The organism is Acinetobacter sp. CE-15 (genome assembly GCF_051059255.1).
In the GTDB taxonomy this organism is placed as follows: domain Bacteria; phylum Pseudomonadota; class Gammaproteobacteria; order Pseudomonadales; family Moraxellaceae; genus Acinetobacter; species Acinetobacter guillouiae.
The window spans coordinates 148,505-164,511 of sequence record NZ_CP192737.1; the positions used below are offsets into that span (position 1 = coordinate 148,505).

Annotated in this window: 14 protein-coding genes; 9 read left to right on the forward strand and 5 right to left on the reverse strand. The window is 37.2% G+C overall.

The genetic code is table 11. The features are described 5' to 3' along the window. Window positions 1-142: 142 nt before the first annotated feature. Window positions 143-562 carry a hypothetical protein gene (locus tag ACQ7EO_RS00670; RefSeq protein WP_004823681.1) on the forward strand — a complete coding sequence of 140 codons (420 nt, stop codon included), beginning with the start codon at window positions 143-145 and terminating at the stop codon, window positions 560-562. A gap of 58 nt (window positions 563-620) precedes the next feature. Continuing rightward, window positions 621-890 (forward strand): DUF2798 domain-containing protein, encoded by a 270-nt coding sequence (locus tag ACQ7EO_RS00675; RefSeq protein WP_004823682.1) that lies wholly within the window; start codon window positions 621-623, stop codon window positions 888-890. Window positions 891-895: 5 nt separating this feature from the next. Here the strand turns inward: ACQ7EO_RS00675 and ACQ7EO_RS00680 are convergent, their stop codons facing one another. Next, window positions 896-1,492 carry a hypothetical protein gene (locus ACQ7EO_RS00680; protein ID WP_434278698.1) on the reverse strand — a complete coding sequence of 199 codons (597 nt, stop codon included), beginning with the start codon at window positions 1,490-1,492 and terminating at the stop codon, window positions 896-898. A gap of 325 nt (window positions 1,493-1,817) precedes the next feature. On the opposite strand from ACQ7EO_RS00680, the gene ACQ7EO_RS00685 reads away from it, so the two are divergent. The 4 genes from ACQ7EO_RS00685 (at window position 1,818) to ACQ7EO_RS00700 (ending at window position 10,202) form a co-directional block, all read left to right on the forward strand. After that, the gene (locus ACQ7EO_RS00685) at window positions 1,818-3,515 is read left to right on the forward strand and encodes an NAD-dependent malic enzyme (protein WP_244014395.1); all 1,698 of its coding nucleotides are present in this window, start codon (window positions 1,818-1,820) and stop codon (window positions 3,513-3,515) included. Window positions 3,516-3,700: 185 nt separating this feature from the next. Continuing rightward, window positions 3,701-7,018 carry a type VI secretion system Vgr family protein gene (locus ACQ7EO_RS00690; protein ID WP_434278699.1) on the forward strand — a complete coding sequence of 1,106 codons (3,318 nt, stop codon included), beginning with the start codon at window positions 3,701-3,703 and terminating at the stop codon, window positions 7,016-7,018. A 3-nt stretch (window positions 7,019-7,021) separates the two neighbouring features. Further along, the gene (locus ACQ7EO_RS00695) at window positions 7,022-9,298 is read left to right on the forward strand and encodes a LysM peptidoglycan-binding domain-containing protein (RefSeq protein WP_434278700.1); all 2,277 of its coding nucleotides are present in this window, start codon (window positions 7,022-7,024) and stop codon (window positions 9,296-9,298) included. A gap of 10 nt (window positions 9,299-9,308) precedes the next feature. Beyond that, the gene (locus ACQ7EO_RS00700; RefSeq protein WP_434278701.1) at window positions 9,309-10,202 is read left to right on the forward strand and encodes a hypothetical protein; all 894 of its coding nucleotides are present in this window, start codon (window positions 9,309-9,311) and stop codon (window positions 10,200-10,202) included. A gap of 273 nt (window positions 10,203-10,475) precedes the next feature. On the opposite strand, the gene ACQ7EO_RS00705 is transcribed toward ACQ7EO_RS00700, so the two are convergent. After that, window positions 10,476-11,396 (reverse strand): Dyp-type peroxidase, encoded by a 921-nt coding sequence (locus tag ACQ7EO_RS00705; RefSeq protein WP_434278702.1) that lies wholly within the window; start codon window positions 11,394-11,396, stop codon window positions 10,476-10,478. Between the two features lie 162 nt (window positions 11,397-11,558). Here ACQ7EO_RS00705 and ACQ7EO_RS00710 point away from each other — a divergent pair, with 162 nt between their 5' ends. After that, window positions 11,559-12,179 carry a LysE family transporter gene (locus ACQ7EO_RS00710; protein WP_434278703.1) on the forward strand — a complete coding sequence of 207 codons (621 nt, stop codon included), beginning with the start codon at window positions 11,559-11,561 and terminating at the stop codon, window positions 12,177-12,179. Between the two features lie 72 nt (window positions 12,180-12,251). Beyond that, complete coding sequence (locus tag ACQ7EO_RS00715) at window positions 12,252-12,872, forward strand: LysE family translocator (protein WP_314340200.1); 621 nt, start codon at window positions 12,252-12,254, stop codon at window positions 12,870-12,872. Window positions 12,873-12,906: 34 nt separating this feature from the next. On the opposite strand, the gene znuB is transcribed toward ACQ7EO_RS00715, so the two are convergent. The 3 genes from znuB to ACQ7EO_RS00730 are packed head-to-tail and all read right to left on the reverse strand — an operon-like array spanning window position 12,907 to window position 14,981. Continuing rightward, window positions 12,907-13,707: a zinc ABC transporter permease subunit ZnuB gene (gene znuB, locus ACQ7EO_RS00720; RefSeq protein ID WP_004723435.1), complete on the reverse strand. Its 801-nt coding sequence runs from the start codon at window positions 13,705-13,707 to the stop codon at window positions 12,907-12,909. Between the two features lie 3 nt (window positions 13,708-13,710). Next, window positions 13,711-14,511: a zinc ABC transporter ATP-binding protein ZnuC gene (gene znuC, locus ACQ7EO_RS00725; protein WP_056518356.1), complete on the reverse strand. Its 801-nt coding sequence runs from the start codon at window positions 14,509-14,511 to the stop codon at window positions 13,711-13,713. Next, entirely contained in the window at window positions 14,484-14,981 is a 498-nt protein-coding gene (locus ACQ7EO_RS00730) for a transcriptional repressor (RefSeq protein ID WP_004723431.1), read from the reverse strand. The genes znuC and ACQ7EO_RS00730 overlap by 28 nt, the downstream gene beginning before the upstream one ends. A 138-nt stretch (window positions 14,982-15,119) precedes the next feature. Between ACQ7EO_RS00730 and ACQ7EO_RS00735 the strand changes: the two genes are divergently transcribed. Then, complete coding sequence (locus ACQ7EO_RS00735) at window positions 15,120-15,962, forward strand: metal ABC transporter solute-binding protein, Zn/Mn family (RefSeq protein WP_056518357.1); 843 nt, start codon at window positions 15,120-15,122, stop codon at window positions 15,960-15,962. Window positions 15,963-16,007: the final 45 nt, after the last annotated feature.

Below are 16,007 nucleotides of genomic sequence, written 5' to 3' on the forward strand. Positions count from 1 at the left end.
CGCCTTTTAGGTGAATGCATTTGTATAGAATAAAACTTATTCGATAAGAAAAATGTCGGTATGCTCAATTTCACTGTGTATTGGCGTTTAGATTTCATATCGACTTGACGGATTACACTGCTTTAATCACAGGATAAAAAATATGTTTGTGAGTTTTTTAGATCAAATTGATCATGAAATTATAGAAAAAGAACAAGTTATACAGTTGTTTGCGAAGATTCAGGCCACAGACTTGGAATATTCAAATTCAGGTTATCTTGCGTTAGATATGCCAAAACAAGGTCAGATCATTTTATTGTTTTGGTGGGTAGATACGACTCACTTGATTTTGCGTTACGATAAAAATATCCCTACTGTCCAACAAGGTGAGTCGTGGTTGTCTTGCAATGAAGATTTGAACTTAGCGTTATTTGATGTTGGTGATGACACCTGGCTCCCTTTAAATTCAATTATTTCACTCGATGATGCAATCAATGTGATATCTGAGCTCTATGATCAGCCTTTAAATTTGTCCAATCAAATCAAATGGCAAAATGTGGCCGATGTTATGTGGAAGGATTAATTGTTTCAGGTCCATTAAAAGAATAAAATGTGTCCTGTTGGTAAATTTAGAGCGATATATGTCAAATACTCCTCCCACAATTATTGGCAATATCCCAAAACTCCCTGCAAAATTTGCAGCATGGATTATGCCGTTGTTCTTATCTTGTTTAATGAGTGGCATGGTGTCATTGATTAATATGTTGATCAATGTGGGTTTGATTAACGGATTTTGGACCAAATGGCTTGCTGCATGGATGGTATCATGGGCTGTGGCATATCCTGTGGTTCTGATTGTTTTACCCTTAGTACGACGTTTAACCGCCGTATTTGTGGATATGCCTAAATAATGGATCTACTCTTTACAAGTGACAGGTTTGCTAAGCAATTCAGCATGACCATTTGTAAAGGTATAAAGTTTGGAATTATTAAAGATTTTAATCACTTTGGCTTTGTTCAGTGCCGTTTTAAATGTCAGCATTTTTTTCGCATTGACTAAGTCAAATGGATTGCCATAGTTGTTATTGTCGATTAAGAATTGAACCTGACCCGTTTGCGCATCATGTGCTTTGAGCAGCTCTTTGCCATCTTTATCTTCAATCGTAAAACCAGACTTCTGCGAAGGAATCTTACAATTCAAACGCAAATATAGGACGTTTCCATCACTGGATTTGTTCTGTAAGGTGTAAATACCTTGAAGATCATTTTCAATATAGACCCATTGCCCAGTAGGCATATTGATCTTCATTTGTTCTAGTTTTTCAAGGGTGGCTTTACTGACATCAACCACACCTTGTTGATCAACTTCTGGAACTTTGGCTTCGCCTAAGCCCACCATACTTTTGACTTTTTCAGTGGTTTTAGAAACACCAGAAGAGACTTTTTTTGCAGTTTGGCAACCAGTACATGCAATGACTGTGCTAAGAAGGAGTAGAGAGATCTTTGTGTTCATTGTTATTGGTTTAGCTTCATCGTATTTTAAACAAAATAAATCTAAACAGAAAAAAAATCAATGATTGGTCAAAATTGCGTACAAATATGCAGTTTTAATGGCGGGATCATTACTCATTATTTTATGGAAAAATATTAAATTGCTTAAAAAAAGAGAATTTGATCCGCAAAACTGAGAATAATTTATCATTCTGTAAAATACTTTGAATATCATTATCACGTATCTAAATACCCATTTAGTCAAAAATAGGCTTAAGCTTGTATCAGACCAAAGTCGTAGCTTAGCAAAAGATAGAAGCAGGCAGTCTGCTTCAATGAGAATGGAAATGCCAACGGAAACCCTGAAAAAATATCCTCTATATATTCATTATGCAGGTAATGCCTTATTAGAGCTGCCTTTATTAAATAAAGGTTCAGCCTTCACAGAAGAAGAACGAACTCAATTTAACTTACACGGTTTAATTCCTCATGTGATCGAAAGTATCGAGGAACAAAGTCAACGTTCATACCAACAGTTCTGTTCTTTCAGTGAAGCGATCAATAAGCATATTTATTTACGAAATATTCAAGACACCAATGAAACGCTGTTTTACCACCTGATTGAAAACCACTTAAGTGAGATGATGCCGATTATCTATACACCGACAGTGGGTGAAGCATGTCAGCGTTTCTCCGATATTTATCGCCGTCATCGTGGCGTATTTCTTTCCTATCCTGACCGTAAATACATTGATGAAATCATTCACAACGTAAACCGTAAAAACGTCAAAGTGATTGTAATCACAGATGGTGAGCGTATTCTTGGTTTAGGCGACCAAGGTATTGGCGGCATGGGTATTCCAATTGGAAAACTGTCTCTTTACACCGCATGTGGTGGTATTAGTCCAGCCTATACATTGCCGATTACCATAGATGTGGGAACCAATAATCAACAATTATTGAATGACCCGATTTATATGGGATGGTCGCAACCTCGTGTCAGTGGGGATGAATACTATGAATTTGTCGATGAAGTGATTGCAGCGGTTAAACGTCGTTGGCCAAAAGCATTGATTCAATTCGAAGATTTTGCGCAAAAAAATGCCATGCCGTTACTTGAAAAATACCGTGATAAGATTTGTTGTTTTAATGACGATATTCAAGGGACAGCGGCAGTCTGCGTTGGTACTTTAATTGCTGCGAGTAGAGCCGCAGGTAAACAGCTCAAAGATCAGAAAATTACCTTCTTAGGGGCTGGTTCCGCAGGTTGTGGTATTGCAGAACAAATTATTGCACAGATGGTTGCTGAAGGCCTGACGGATGCTGAAGCGCGTGCCAAAGTATTTATGGTGGATCGTTTTGGTTTAATCACTGAAAATCAGCCAAACTTATTAGATTTCCAACGTAAACTTGCGCAGAAACCTGAAGATGTTGCACATTGGGGCAATGCTGAGGAAATCATTTCACTACTTGATGTTGTGAAAAATGCCAAACCAACCGTATTGATTGGGGTATCGGGTCAACCTGGTTTATTTACAGAAGAAATCATTAAAACGATGGCTGAAAACTGTGAATATCCGATTGTATTGCCTTTATCTAACCCAACTTCACGAGTTGAAGCCGTGCCAGCTGATATTATTCAATGGACAGAAGGTAAAGCATTGATTGCGACAGGTAGCCCATTTACCCCTGTGAATTATCATGGTGAAACCTATCAGATTTCACAGTGCAATAACTCTTATATCTTCCCTGGTATTGGTTTGGGTGTGGTAGCAGTTCAAGCAACCCGTGTTACGGACAATATGCTGATGGCTTCAAGTTCAGCTTTGGCAGATTGTTCACCGAAGTTGCAAGATATCCACGCAGATTTATTGCCTGATTTAAATGAATTGCAGCAAGTCTCTAAAATTATCGCGTTTAAAGTTGCCAAAGCCGCTATTCAAGATGGTGTGGCACCGATGATCAGTGATGAGCAATTGCTAGAAAGTATTGAACAGAACTTCTGGAAACCAGAATATCGTGATTATAAACGTGTTCCGTTCTAGAGTTTTTTGGATGTTGTAAAGAAAGGGCTATACGCCCTTTTTTATTAACCTTAAAATAACCTTAAGTAATCATGTTATTTATTTAGTTATTTGTAGTTTTTTTATAAAAAGTAATTTAGGTCTGTTTATATTTTTTGAACATTAGTTATAATACTATTATACAAAATTTAACATTTAAAAATAAAATGCTTAGAAATATTAATACTTTACTTGAAAGTTTTGGCTTGGGACTACAAACACGAGCGATCCACGTTCAATTCTCAAATCAAGCCTTAAACAGCAGTGTATTCTTGCAATGCATTCAGGGGCAACAACAGATCAACCAAGGCTTAAAGGCAGAATTACTCTGCCTTTCAACCAATGCGCATATTGCTTTAAAACAATTTATCGGGTGTCAGGTTGCAGTTGATCAAGTCACCGATTTTGGTGAATTGTACCGAACCACTGGAATTGTAACAGGGGCAAGCCAAGGGCAGAGTGATGGGGCGTTAAGCGTTTATAAATTAACGCTTGAAGATGCAACCAGTCTTTGGCATAAGCGTCGTAATAGCCGTGTTTTTATGAACAAAAGTGTTCTGGAAATATCGGAAATCTTATTTAAAGAGTGGCAAGCGAAAAGCGCCTTATTTTCTGCCAGTCTCAGTCTGGACAGTAGTGGTTTAAAAAAACAATACGATATCCGTCCTTTTGTAATGCAAGCCAATGAAACAGATTATGAGTTTTTAACTCGCTTGTGGCGCAGCGAAGGTATTAACTGGTTAGTTGATGAATCTGTACGAATTGTGCCTATTTCGGCAACGCAGATTCAGGCACAGAAATTACGTCTGATTGATGACAATACGCAATATGAGGCAATGCCTAGACGAAGTATTCGCTTCCATCGTAGTCATGCAACAGAACGCTTTGACACGATCACCAGCCTCATTGCCCAGCGCTCAATTCAATCAACAGCAATACAAGTACAACGTTGGCAAGCGGATAGCCTTTTACAAGATCAGGGCGATAGCCAGTTAAGTAATCACCAACATAGTGATCAACAAGACAATGAAACTTTAAGTTTAGAGCAGGCCTGGACAATTAGCCCAGCTTGGACCAGTGATCTCAATGGCGAAGACCAAACCACAGTTTCCAGTTCAGCTCAAGTTGATAAATTAAATACCCAACTAACACAATACCAAGAATTACAGTCCAAATATTTTACCGCAACCAGTTCAGTGCGCGATGCACAAGTTGGCTATTGGTTTGAACTAAGAGAACATCCTGAAATTGATCAACATGATGGTTCGGATCGTGAGTTCTTAATCTTAGGTAAGACTTTTTACAATCAAAATAACTTACCTAAAGAGTTACAAGATCAGTTATCCAAGCTGCTTAATTTAAATTATTGGAACCATTTAATTAAAGACCAGCGTCAAGCCAATGAGTTGTCCTTGGTGCGCCGTAGAATTCCGATCGTTCCTGAGTATAACCCTTTAGTGCATAGACCTTCTGCATTTCCACAACGTGCCAAAGTGGTTGGACCGCAAGGCGAAACGATTTATGTCGATCAATGGGGGCGGATCAAAGTTCGTTTCCTCTTCACCCGTACCGATGACAATAGTCATGATGGTGGTGCAGGCTCGAATGACAATGATACAGACTCAGCTTGGGTTGATGTATTGACCTCTTGGGCGGGAGAAGGTTATGGCACAAGATTCCACCCACGAATTGGTGAAATCGTAGTTATTGATTTCTTTGATGGCAATGTCGACCGTCCATTTGTGATGGGACGTTTACATGAAGCAGAACGTCATCAAACCATGTTTGATATCAAAGGCCAGTTGCCTGATACCAAAAAATTAAGCGGTATTCGCTCATCGGAAGTGGGTGGATCAGGTTTTAACCAACTCCGCTTTGATGATACAACAGGCCAAATCAGCACGCAGCTACAAAGTAGTCATGCAGCAACACAACTTAACCTTGGGAACTTAAGCCATCCGAAAGATAAGGAAACCAGCAATGGGCGTGGTGAAGGTTTTGAGTTAAGAACCGATGCTTATGGTGCGATGCGTGCAGGCAAAGGCATGCTTATCACGACGTATGCCCAAGAAAATGCGATTGCAGACCACTTAGAAGCAGCACAAGCGCAGTCCTTGTTAAATCAAGGTGCAGAAAGTATGAAAGTGCTGAGTGAAATAGCAGTCAAACAACAAACGGATGCCTTGAATGTTGTCAATCGTTTGCCGAAACTGATTAATTCTTTAGAATTAAAAGGTGCAAATCAGGCTTTACAGGCAACCGTGGGCTTATTTAAAAATGCTGTGGGTAGTGATCCAATTTCAGCACTGAAAAACAGTGGTGATTTTATCGAGGACATCCAGAAATTTGGTAAAGATACCAAGAATATTGTAGACGAATTTAAAGACTTTTTTAATGATTCCAAAGAGTCGATTGAGAACTTAAAGAGTTTTATTGAAAATATTGAAGAACATGGTTCGGATGTTTTAAAAGGTAAATTAACCAGTTTAAAAGACAAATTTGATACAGAACCGTTAAGTGCTTTAAAAGACGTGGGTAAGGTAATTGCCAATGTTGAAATTAAGGATTTTGATTTAACCAGTGTTTGTGGAACTTTTAATAAAGGCAGTAAATTGGATGTAAATCCGATGCAGGCTTTAGGCTCCTTACAGGGCTTTATGGAAAGTTATACAAAAGACTTAGAAAATAGTGGTGATAGTGCCAAACAAGAACAAGGTAAGATTTTCCGTCAGGCATTGATGCTATTGGCTTCACCTAATGGGATTGCACTGACAACTCCAGAAGACATTGTTTTGCAAGCTTCACAAGATATTGCTGAAAGTGCCCAAGGCTCAATTAATTTGAGTGCACAGAAGAATATTGTCGGTCATGCACAAGATAAGATCAGCTTGTTTGCAGCACAGAAAGGTTTAAGTGCTTTTGCTGCAAAGGGTCCGATCAAAGTTCAGGCGCAGGATGACTTGATTGAAATCATTGCGAAGAAAGTGATTAAACTGATCGCGACTGAAGATAAGATCGAACTGACCAGTTCTAAAGAAATTGACTTAAAAGCAGGCGGGACTCAGCTTGTGGTTAATGGTAGTGGTGTCTTTATTAAAACTGGTGGAAAGTTTGAGGTTAAGTCGGGACAACAGTTGTTTACCAGTGGTGAGAAGGTGTCTTATGAGGTGCCTCAACTTCCAAGTACAGTGATGTATAGCAATAAGTTGGATGTTTATGATTTGTTTTGGGAAAGTGATTTTAGTCAATTAAGTTATAAAGCTTTTATGCCAGAAACAAATGCTTATGTGTCTGGGCAAGTTGATGAGCATGGGCGTACAGCCAAAATAAGTACAAAGGATCCTTCAAAAGTACAAGTACTTGTTGGCACAGATGATGGGTGGGGGTTATCTATAGAAGGTTTTGATGAAGAAGATTTTCTTGATGATTCTAATCAAGAAAATACAAGTTTAGATAATGATAATAATGAAGAGTATAAGGTTTAAGCTATGACAAACACTAAAAAATCATTGATTACAATTAAAATTGTTGATTTGTTTGGAAATCCTATTTCTAAATTAGAATACCAAGTAAAAAATCAAAGAAGTGGAGAAGTCATTGCCGCTGGTCCAACAAATTCTGCTGGTTGTATTGTTGAAATCAGCCGAGATAAGGGGACTATTATAGATGTATATATTAAAAATATGTTCACAGGAAAAATGGGTAAAGTTCAATCCTTTGTAATGTCAAAGGATCGAATGCTGGTTAAAATCATAAGCCCCAAAGTTTTATTAGATTTAAATACATTCACTACACAGGGAAATAATGGGCAATATAAAAGAAAAACCCACATAGTTAAAAAAAATGAAACACTAGGTTCTATTGCATCCCAAAATCATACAACAGTCCGAGCTTTGGAACGTTTAAATAAAATAGATGATCCTGATAAAATTTTTGCTGGACAAGTTCTTAAATTGCCAGTTGATATCCCTGCAACAGGGAGTAATTCTCATCAGGATAAACCTAAACAAAAGCCAAAGACACCAACTACTCAAACAAAAACCAAAGTACCTCCTCAAACTTCAAAGAACCCATCTAAAACGACACAACAGCCTAAAGCGAATACCGGAATTTTAGGAACTCTTGGGGATTTAGGTAATAAAGCATTGGAGCAAGCCAATGACCTATATGAAGAAGGTAAAAAAACATTTAATGGTGCTATGGGATCAGTTACAAAAATTTTAACTGTTGATGACCGTAGTCAAGATGGTGGAACGCCTAAATCAAATGCATCGAATTTATGTAAAACAAGCCCACAATGCATTGATAAGGGTAATAGTGAATTAATCCGTGAAGTAAATATTCGTCTAGCTGGTTTTGGTGGAGCATTACCTACAGATGAATTTAGTGAGTTAACTGCAAAAAGCATCCGACAGTTTCAGCAGGATTATATGGGAGTTCAACCCACAGGTAAGATTTGTGGAGGGCTATTAGCCGCTCTGGATAAGTTTTCAGAAGAATATGATATAAAAAAATATTTTTCACAAATGAAATGTGATTGTGGAAAATGTAAAGGGTTTGGAAATGGAAAAAAAGCAAATGGTGAGCATCCAGGTATTCATAGGTCTGTTTTAAATATTTTGCGAGCCGTCATTTTTTATTTAGAAAAAGTTCACAAAAATGAAAAATTTACTTTTCAGAAGATAGGATCTGGGTATAGGTGTACAATAAACAATCAACAACATAATAGAGCAACAATTAATCATATGGGGTTAGCTTTAGATTTGCATTTTAATAAAAATAGTACTCGTACTAAATCTACTGCAGATATGAATCATATTCGAAGTAGTATTTTGGGAAAATATATGGGTGCATCTACTCAAAGGGCTGATAATAAAATCTATTTAGAACCAGATAAAGCAGTAAGTAGGAAAACAGGAAAATTGGTGGACTTAGCAAATACATGGGTTCATTTTGATATTACTTATTTCAGTAAAAAATATTTTAATGATGATCTATTTGCAAATTCAATTGCAGAAATTGATAAGGGGGGGGTATTTGCATTAGCTCAAAAATCAAATGAAAAAATACTTTCTTGTGCTGGGGTTTTTTCAAAAGCAGTTGCACCACCTCAACAATTAAAATCTGGTGCAAGTATAGGTGGGATAATTGGAAAGGTTATTGCTTCACATGAAAGTGGGGGGGATTATAATATTTTTAACAGAGGCACTGTGGGTAAGTATAAATGGACTAGTGGTCGAGAAGATATTGCAAAAAGAACTATCGATGAATGGGTCGATTTGGGGGAACTGAGTGGAAATAATATCAATAAAAGATTTGCTATGGGGAAATATCAAATTATTCCTGATACACTTTCAGGAATAAAGAAATCAATGAAATTTACTGGGAATGAAAATATAACAAATGAATTACAAGAAAGAATGTTTAAAGAACATTTTGTAAAACCAACAATAATTTACAGAGCAATTATTCACGGTGATAATAAAACAATTACTGAGGCCTGTATGCATATAGCCAAAATTTGGGCGTCAGTTGGTATACCATATGCGACAACTAGAACTGCAAAAAAAGTAGTGATCCCGTTGTCAAAAGGCTCATCTTATTGGGCTGGAGTTGGTGGGAACAAGGCTCACACCTCATCAGAAAGTGTAATTAGTGCACTTAAACAAATGAATTCAGATTATGTAAAATTAATTGCTAGTGGTAAAAATAGTGAACAAGCTTTTGATTTAATTATGTCAACTGATAAAGCAATTTATAACTAAGGATTTTTGAATGCTATCCAAAACTTTAATATTAAGCTTAACATTGGTTTTTAGTGGTTGTTATGCAAAAGATAGTAAAATTAATGTGTTAATTAATGGTAATAATCAATGTAAATTTGATTATGGTGAAATTGATTTTTGTTCAGAGAGTTACAAAAAAAAATATATGAATGGGTTTAGTAGTAAACCTAATTTTGATAAGAGTAAGATATTGTTGGATGTGCAATCAGATGGAACTTTGGTGGTTCTTGATCCTAAAACAAAAAATGTATTTCCATTATATGGTCAATATTTTGATGTTAAAAAAAATAATAAGATTATGAAAAAAAGGGAAATTTTTTATGGTTTAAATGATAATAAAATTTGCATTAATGGATATAAATATGCTTATCGGGATTTGGTTGATGATGGTAAATATTGCTATTTTTTTAATGGGGTCGGATTTGAAGACTATAAAAATAATGCTATAAAGAACACCCCCGATATTCTGAGCGAAAGCTTGTCGAAACTTAAGCCATCTATACTTCCTTTAAATTCTGGTAATACTATAAATAAAAGTAGTATCCTTGATGCTTCTAAAATATCAAGTTCTCTTTTTAATTATATTGAAAATCATGGTGGTAAGATAATAAATAATAGTTCAATCATACGGTTACCTAATTTTAATAATAAAATTGTATTTATCACCCAACATGATGAATCATCCGAAATAAGCACTTATTTCATAAATGTATTCGAAAATGGTGTTGGTCATTCAAAACTTCTTGGTACAGGAGTTTTTTTTGAAATAGATAGTAAGTTTAATATTAAAGTCAAAAGTTTTGAGAAAGATAAAGTTAAAATAACATTTTTTAAAATTGGTAATAGTGGCACTATTTTAAGCAGTGATTCATCTTTTAATTAGTTTAAAGTAAATGTTAAATTTTATTTTAACGTAAATGAGCTCTAGTTATTTTTGAGATCATTAATAGAAAAGCTGACGGAAGTCAGTTTTTTTATTTTAGTCTTCCAAAATATCTTCATTTGCCATAAAGAAATAAGCATCGTGCATCGATGGTATTGCCATGAGTACAAAATCATAGTATGAAAGTAAGGCTAATCATGCCAATGAGATTTGATACCTAACCTTTGAAACTAATAAGCAGCTTTATAAAGCTGCTTATTTAATGGATTTCAATCAATCTTCCAAAATCTCTTCCAACACTTCTTCATTCGGTGCAAAGAAATAAGCACCATCCATAGGTGTTACAAAGTGCAACAAGCGGTCATGAATCCCATCGCCTTGAGTACCAAACATATTGACTAGCATACGATCAATACGGGTTAAGTCTTTGGTATAGGCAATAAAAAATAGACCTTGCTCGCCTTGACCATCGCCATAAGGAAGAGAGTGGCGTAGGATTTCTAATTCTTCACCTTCATTATCTTCAATGACAACACGAGCAATATGGGCATTTTCAGGTTTGTGTTCATCGTCCATCTCAATACTTTCTAATTTAGAACGACCAATCACATTTTCCTGTGCATCAACTTTTAAACGTTTCCACTTTTCAAGCTCGTGTACATAACGTTGTGCAAAAATAAAAGAACCATCTTCAAAAATATCTGAATCTTCACCTAATAACGCAGTCTCAGCACGATCATCAGGGAATTGAGGATTTTCAGTACCATCAATAAAACCAGTCAGGTCACGACCGTCGAGATAACGGAAGCACACCCGTTCATCCAGAACTTCAACTTGATTTTGGATACCATCAAAAAAGGATTGGCTAAGCGCAAAGCAAATATCTGTACGTGCAGACGCAATATGAATCAGAACATCAGCAGGAACCACTGGCATCTCAAATGCGCCTTGAATCGGTTCTAACTGCTTAAACCCTTCAGGAGTTGTGTGATAAAGTTTTGCCCAAAGTTCAGGACCAAAAGCCATTGAGGTTTTAATTTCGGCTTCAGGATGTTGAGTGATTAGGCGATCACGTGTACTTAACAACGCATTGAGCTGTTGTTTTAAGCCATCAATAGACAGATTTTTTAAATTTAAAACAATGAAACGGGCATGATTAGAAGGTAAAGGTAGAATTACAGATTGGGCTGTCATATGGTGATGGCTCCTCAATTTTTATTTATCAATCCTCTTATTGTGCATGATCAAGCAACAGCTGAATAGTAAAGTCTTATACTTTTTACCAATTAAATTAATCGAAATGTATCGTTTTAAAACCGCTATAATAGCGTGTTAAAAGTTTTCTATCCTTTTGTTATGTCGTATCAAGTCTGGTTTGCCTATATGTTGGCGTGCTGGGTGATCAGTATTTCACCTGGTGCGGGTGCGATCGCGTCTATGTCGAGCGGTCTAAATTATGGTTTTCGCCGTGGTTATTGGAATGCAATCGGTTTACAACTGGCATTGTTGGTTCAAATTGCGATTGTCGCAGCAGGGGTTGGGGTATTGTTTGCAACCACACCGCTGGCATTTTTCGTGGTGAAATGGTTTGGGGTTTTATATTTACTGTATTTAGCCTACATACAATGGACGACGAAAACACAGTCGATAGATATCCCAACTGAGCAACCGACAAAATCTATTTCCAAGCTGATCTTATATGGCTTTATTGTCAATATCAGTAATCCAAAAGCCATCGTCTTTTTACTTGCTGTTTTGCCACAATTTCTAGACTTGTCTAAACCACAATGGATTCAATATGTGATTATGGCAGTGACCATGATTACCATTGATTTGATTGTCATGGCTGGTTATACGGGATTGGCAGCCAAAGTGTTAAGACTATTAAAATCACCAAAACAACAAAAATATATGAACCGTACTTTTGCCGTATTGTTTAGTTGTGCCGCTGGCTTATTAAGCCTGGTGCACCAATAAAAACATAGGCGATTAACTGAGTTATATGTTAGAGATTTGACCATATAAATAAGCCATTGTTTCGAGGATGCTTTGAATTATTTAGAATTTTATCTGTATGCCATTAGTGTGATTATCATGATTGCAACGCCTGGTCCAGTCATGATCTTGGTTGCAAGTGCAGGTTTAAAAGGCGGCTACCGACAGTCTTTACTGACTATTGTTGGGACAAATTTGGCTTCTTTGGTACTTATCACAGCCTCTATTTTAATTTTAAAAGGGATGTTTAGTGTCAATGAAACCCTTTTCTTGATCATTAAAGTTTTAGGATGTCTTTATATTGCCTATCTAGGTTATGGAATTCTAAAAGAAGTATTATCCCAACAGGAGCATCAACTCAATACGATGTTGTCGCCTGTGGATGGTGGTCTCAGCAAAGGCTTTTTAGTGGGTATCTCAAATCCTAAAGATATCATTTTCTTTTCATCATTTTTTCCGCAGTTTATTCATATTCATGCTGATATAAATACCAGTCTGGTTATCTTAGTCGTGACATGGATTATTTTAGATTTTCTCACGTTATCTTTGGTCTATCTGTCGTTTAATAAGCTTTCTAAAAGTCAAATTTATCCAAAAATATTAGGGCTTTGCGGATTAATTCTGATTGTCATTGCTATATATGGATTATATGTTTCATTAAAAAGCATGGTTTAAATATTGATTGGGGCCTAAAGATGGAATTGATCCATCAAGCCATCTTTCTTACTTTCATTACACAGAAAATCACAGCAAACAGCAAAGACATGGTTAATACGATGCTTAGCCCTGTAGAGATGTTCAGGGCTGCACTTGACCATAACCCCACAGTCACACCAATTTGAGCAATCACAAACGCCCCCATCACCATTTGTTTCGGTGAGTGCGAAATAAGACGTGAAGCCAGTGCTGGAATAACCAATAATGCACCCATCAATAACGAACCGACGGCACGTAAAGCGAGTACGGTGAATAAAGCCAATAACAACATAAAAATTAAGCGCTGCCATTTGGCGTTTACGCCTTCACTTACCGCAATATCTGGATCAATCGCAATTTGAATTTGTGCTTGCCAGTAACGGTAGAGGACAGCTAAAGCAACAATAATCACAGTTGCAAAAATCGGTAGGTCTGACCACTCAATTGTTAATAAATCGCCAAATAAATAACTTAATAATTCAGGACGTAATGCAGGTAAATGTTGAATTAACAGTAGACCAGAACAAAGTAAGGTCGCAGCACATAATGCAAGTAAGGCATCATTGGGTAAACGCGGGTCATGTAAAACCCAAAGTACCGCCACCAAGAGGATCGCAGTAAAGGTAACACCGACCCAAAGCGGTAAAGTTAAAACAGCGGCTAAAGCGACACCCAGCAAGGTACCATGTGCCATCGTATCAGCAAAAAAAGACATTCTGCGCCATAGCATCAAACAACCTAGTGGAGCTGTTAGAAACACTAAAAGTGTTCCCATAATCCATGCAGGTAACAGTAATTCTAACCATTCCATCATGGTTTAAGCTTCCGGTTCTGGGTGAATGTGTGGATGTGGGCCATGTTCACAAGTTTTGGCGGAGTCACCATGTGCACAATGGTCATGATGGTGTTGGTAAAAAGCGTGGTATTTTCCAAAAGTATCACCAAACAAAGCTTGATACTCTGGATGCTGCTGAATACTGTCAGGTAAACCACTACAGCAAATGTGCTTATTTAAACAGACAACTCGTTGAGTGCCTTGCATGACCCATTGTAAATCATGAGATACAATTAAAATGGCGCAACCATAGCGTTGTGGCAGGCTACGCACATATTCATACAGTTCAGCTTCAGATTGGATATCTAAACCTTGCATAGGTTCATCTAAAACCAAAATATCGGGTTGGCGTAATAAAGCACGCGCCAATAAAACCCGCTGACGTTCACCACCTGAAAGTTGTTGTACTTTGGCGTACTCTAATTTGGCAATACCTGTATCTCGAATGATTTCAGCTTTAATGGCCTTATCACATTTCTCAAGATCCAGTAGATCTTTAACTCTTAAAGGCAGACTATGCGAGGGATTAAATTTTTGTGGTACATACGCCAGCTTAATTTTTTTTGGGCTGATAATTTTGCCCGCATTGGGTTTTAAAATACCCAATAATACTTTGATCAGGGTTGATTTGCCTGCGCCATTGGGACCAATAAGCGTGACAATTTCTTTTTCTTGTAATGAAAAATCTATATTTTTTAGAATGTCACGATCATCAATTCGGACATTAATTTGTTGCAGTTGAACGAGAGGGGAGTTTACGCTTTGTTCGAGCACTGCTGACATATTCCTGAAATCTCAATAATACTGTGATGTGCATTGAAGTGATCTGACGCGGCTAAGTGGTTTAATTCTTGAATCAAACCTTTTGCTGAAGCTTCTTTCACTGTATGACATTCAGTGCAAATTAAAAATGCGGCTTGATGTCCTTCACGTGGGTGACAACAAGGGATATAAGCATTAATAGAGGTTAAACGATGAATAAAACCTTTTTCTAAGAGAAAATCTAAGGTTCTATACACGGTAGGCGGTGCAGCTGGACGTTCTGCAGCACCTTTCATCTTGGCTAAAAGATCATAAGCACCTACAGGACCTGAGGCATTCAAAATTAATTCAAGTACTTCTTTACGCAAAGGGGTAAGGCGGGCACCTGAGGTTGCACAAAGGCTTTCTGCTTCTGATAAACGAGCTTCTACATTGAGATGATCGTGTACACCATGCAAAGTATCATGCTGCTCGTGTGAACATAAGCTCATATCAGACCTCAAAACTTGTTATTTGAATGGAAGAGAATCGCAAATATTAACATGAAGCTCTATCAACTTACGAATGGCGTAGGTATTTTTTAACTTCTGTTATACTATAACATAAATTTTTTTTGGTAATACACTCCCATGAATCGCATTATCGCCTTTTGCTTATGTGCATTATTTATTAGTGTCACTTGGGCTCAAGCGCCTTTAGTGGTATCAACTCATCCTATTTATTTGATTGCAAAAGAAATAACAGAAGGTATAGAAGAGCCTGTTTTACTTTTGGGAAATCAAACGGGGCATGATGTGCAACTTACACCAGATAATCGCAAAACGATTATGGACGCTTCACTGGTGATTTGGCTGGGAAAAGAACATGAAGCGCCTTTGGAAAAGGTTTTAGGCGAGAATGCGAAAGCGATTTCAATACTCAATTCCGGCATTATCCAAGCACTTCCTTTAAGAAGTCCAAAAGGTGTTGCACTGAAAGATACGATTGATACACATGTGTGGTTAGATCCAAATAATGCTGTACGTATCGGTTTCTTTATTGCAGCCTTACGTTCACAACAACATCCAGAAAATAAAGCAGCATATTGGAATAATGCGAAGAAGTTTGCCAGTGAAATGCTGCGCGTTTCACAGAAAAGTATCAGTGCTGGTAGCGCACGTCCATACTGGGCTTATCATGATGCTTACCAATATTTAGAACGTTCATTAAACTTAAAATTTGCAGGTGCGATGACAGATGATCCGCATGTTGCGCCGACTGTGACTCAAATCAAGTTTTTAAATGACACGCGACCTTACAAAAAAATGTGCTTGCTGGCAGAAGGTAGCGCAAGTCCAAGTCAGTACCGAAAATTGGGTGAAATTTCATTTCAAGCGGTAGACGAAACTTTGGCTAAACAACAAGATTTTGTGGTTGCATGGCAGACTTTGGCTCAACAAACACAAGCTTGCGTACTTAATGCACGGAAATGATGCAAAAATTAATCAACAATTGTTCATATGCAAAGCAACCTGTAT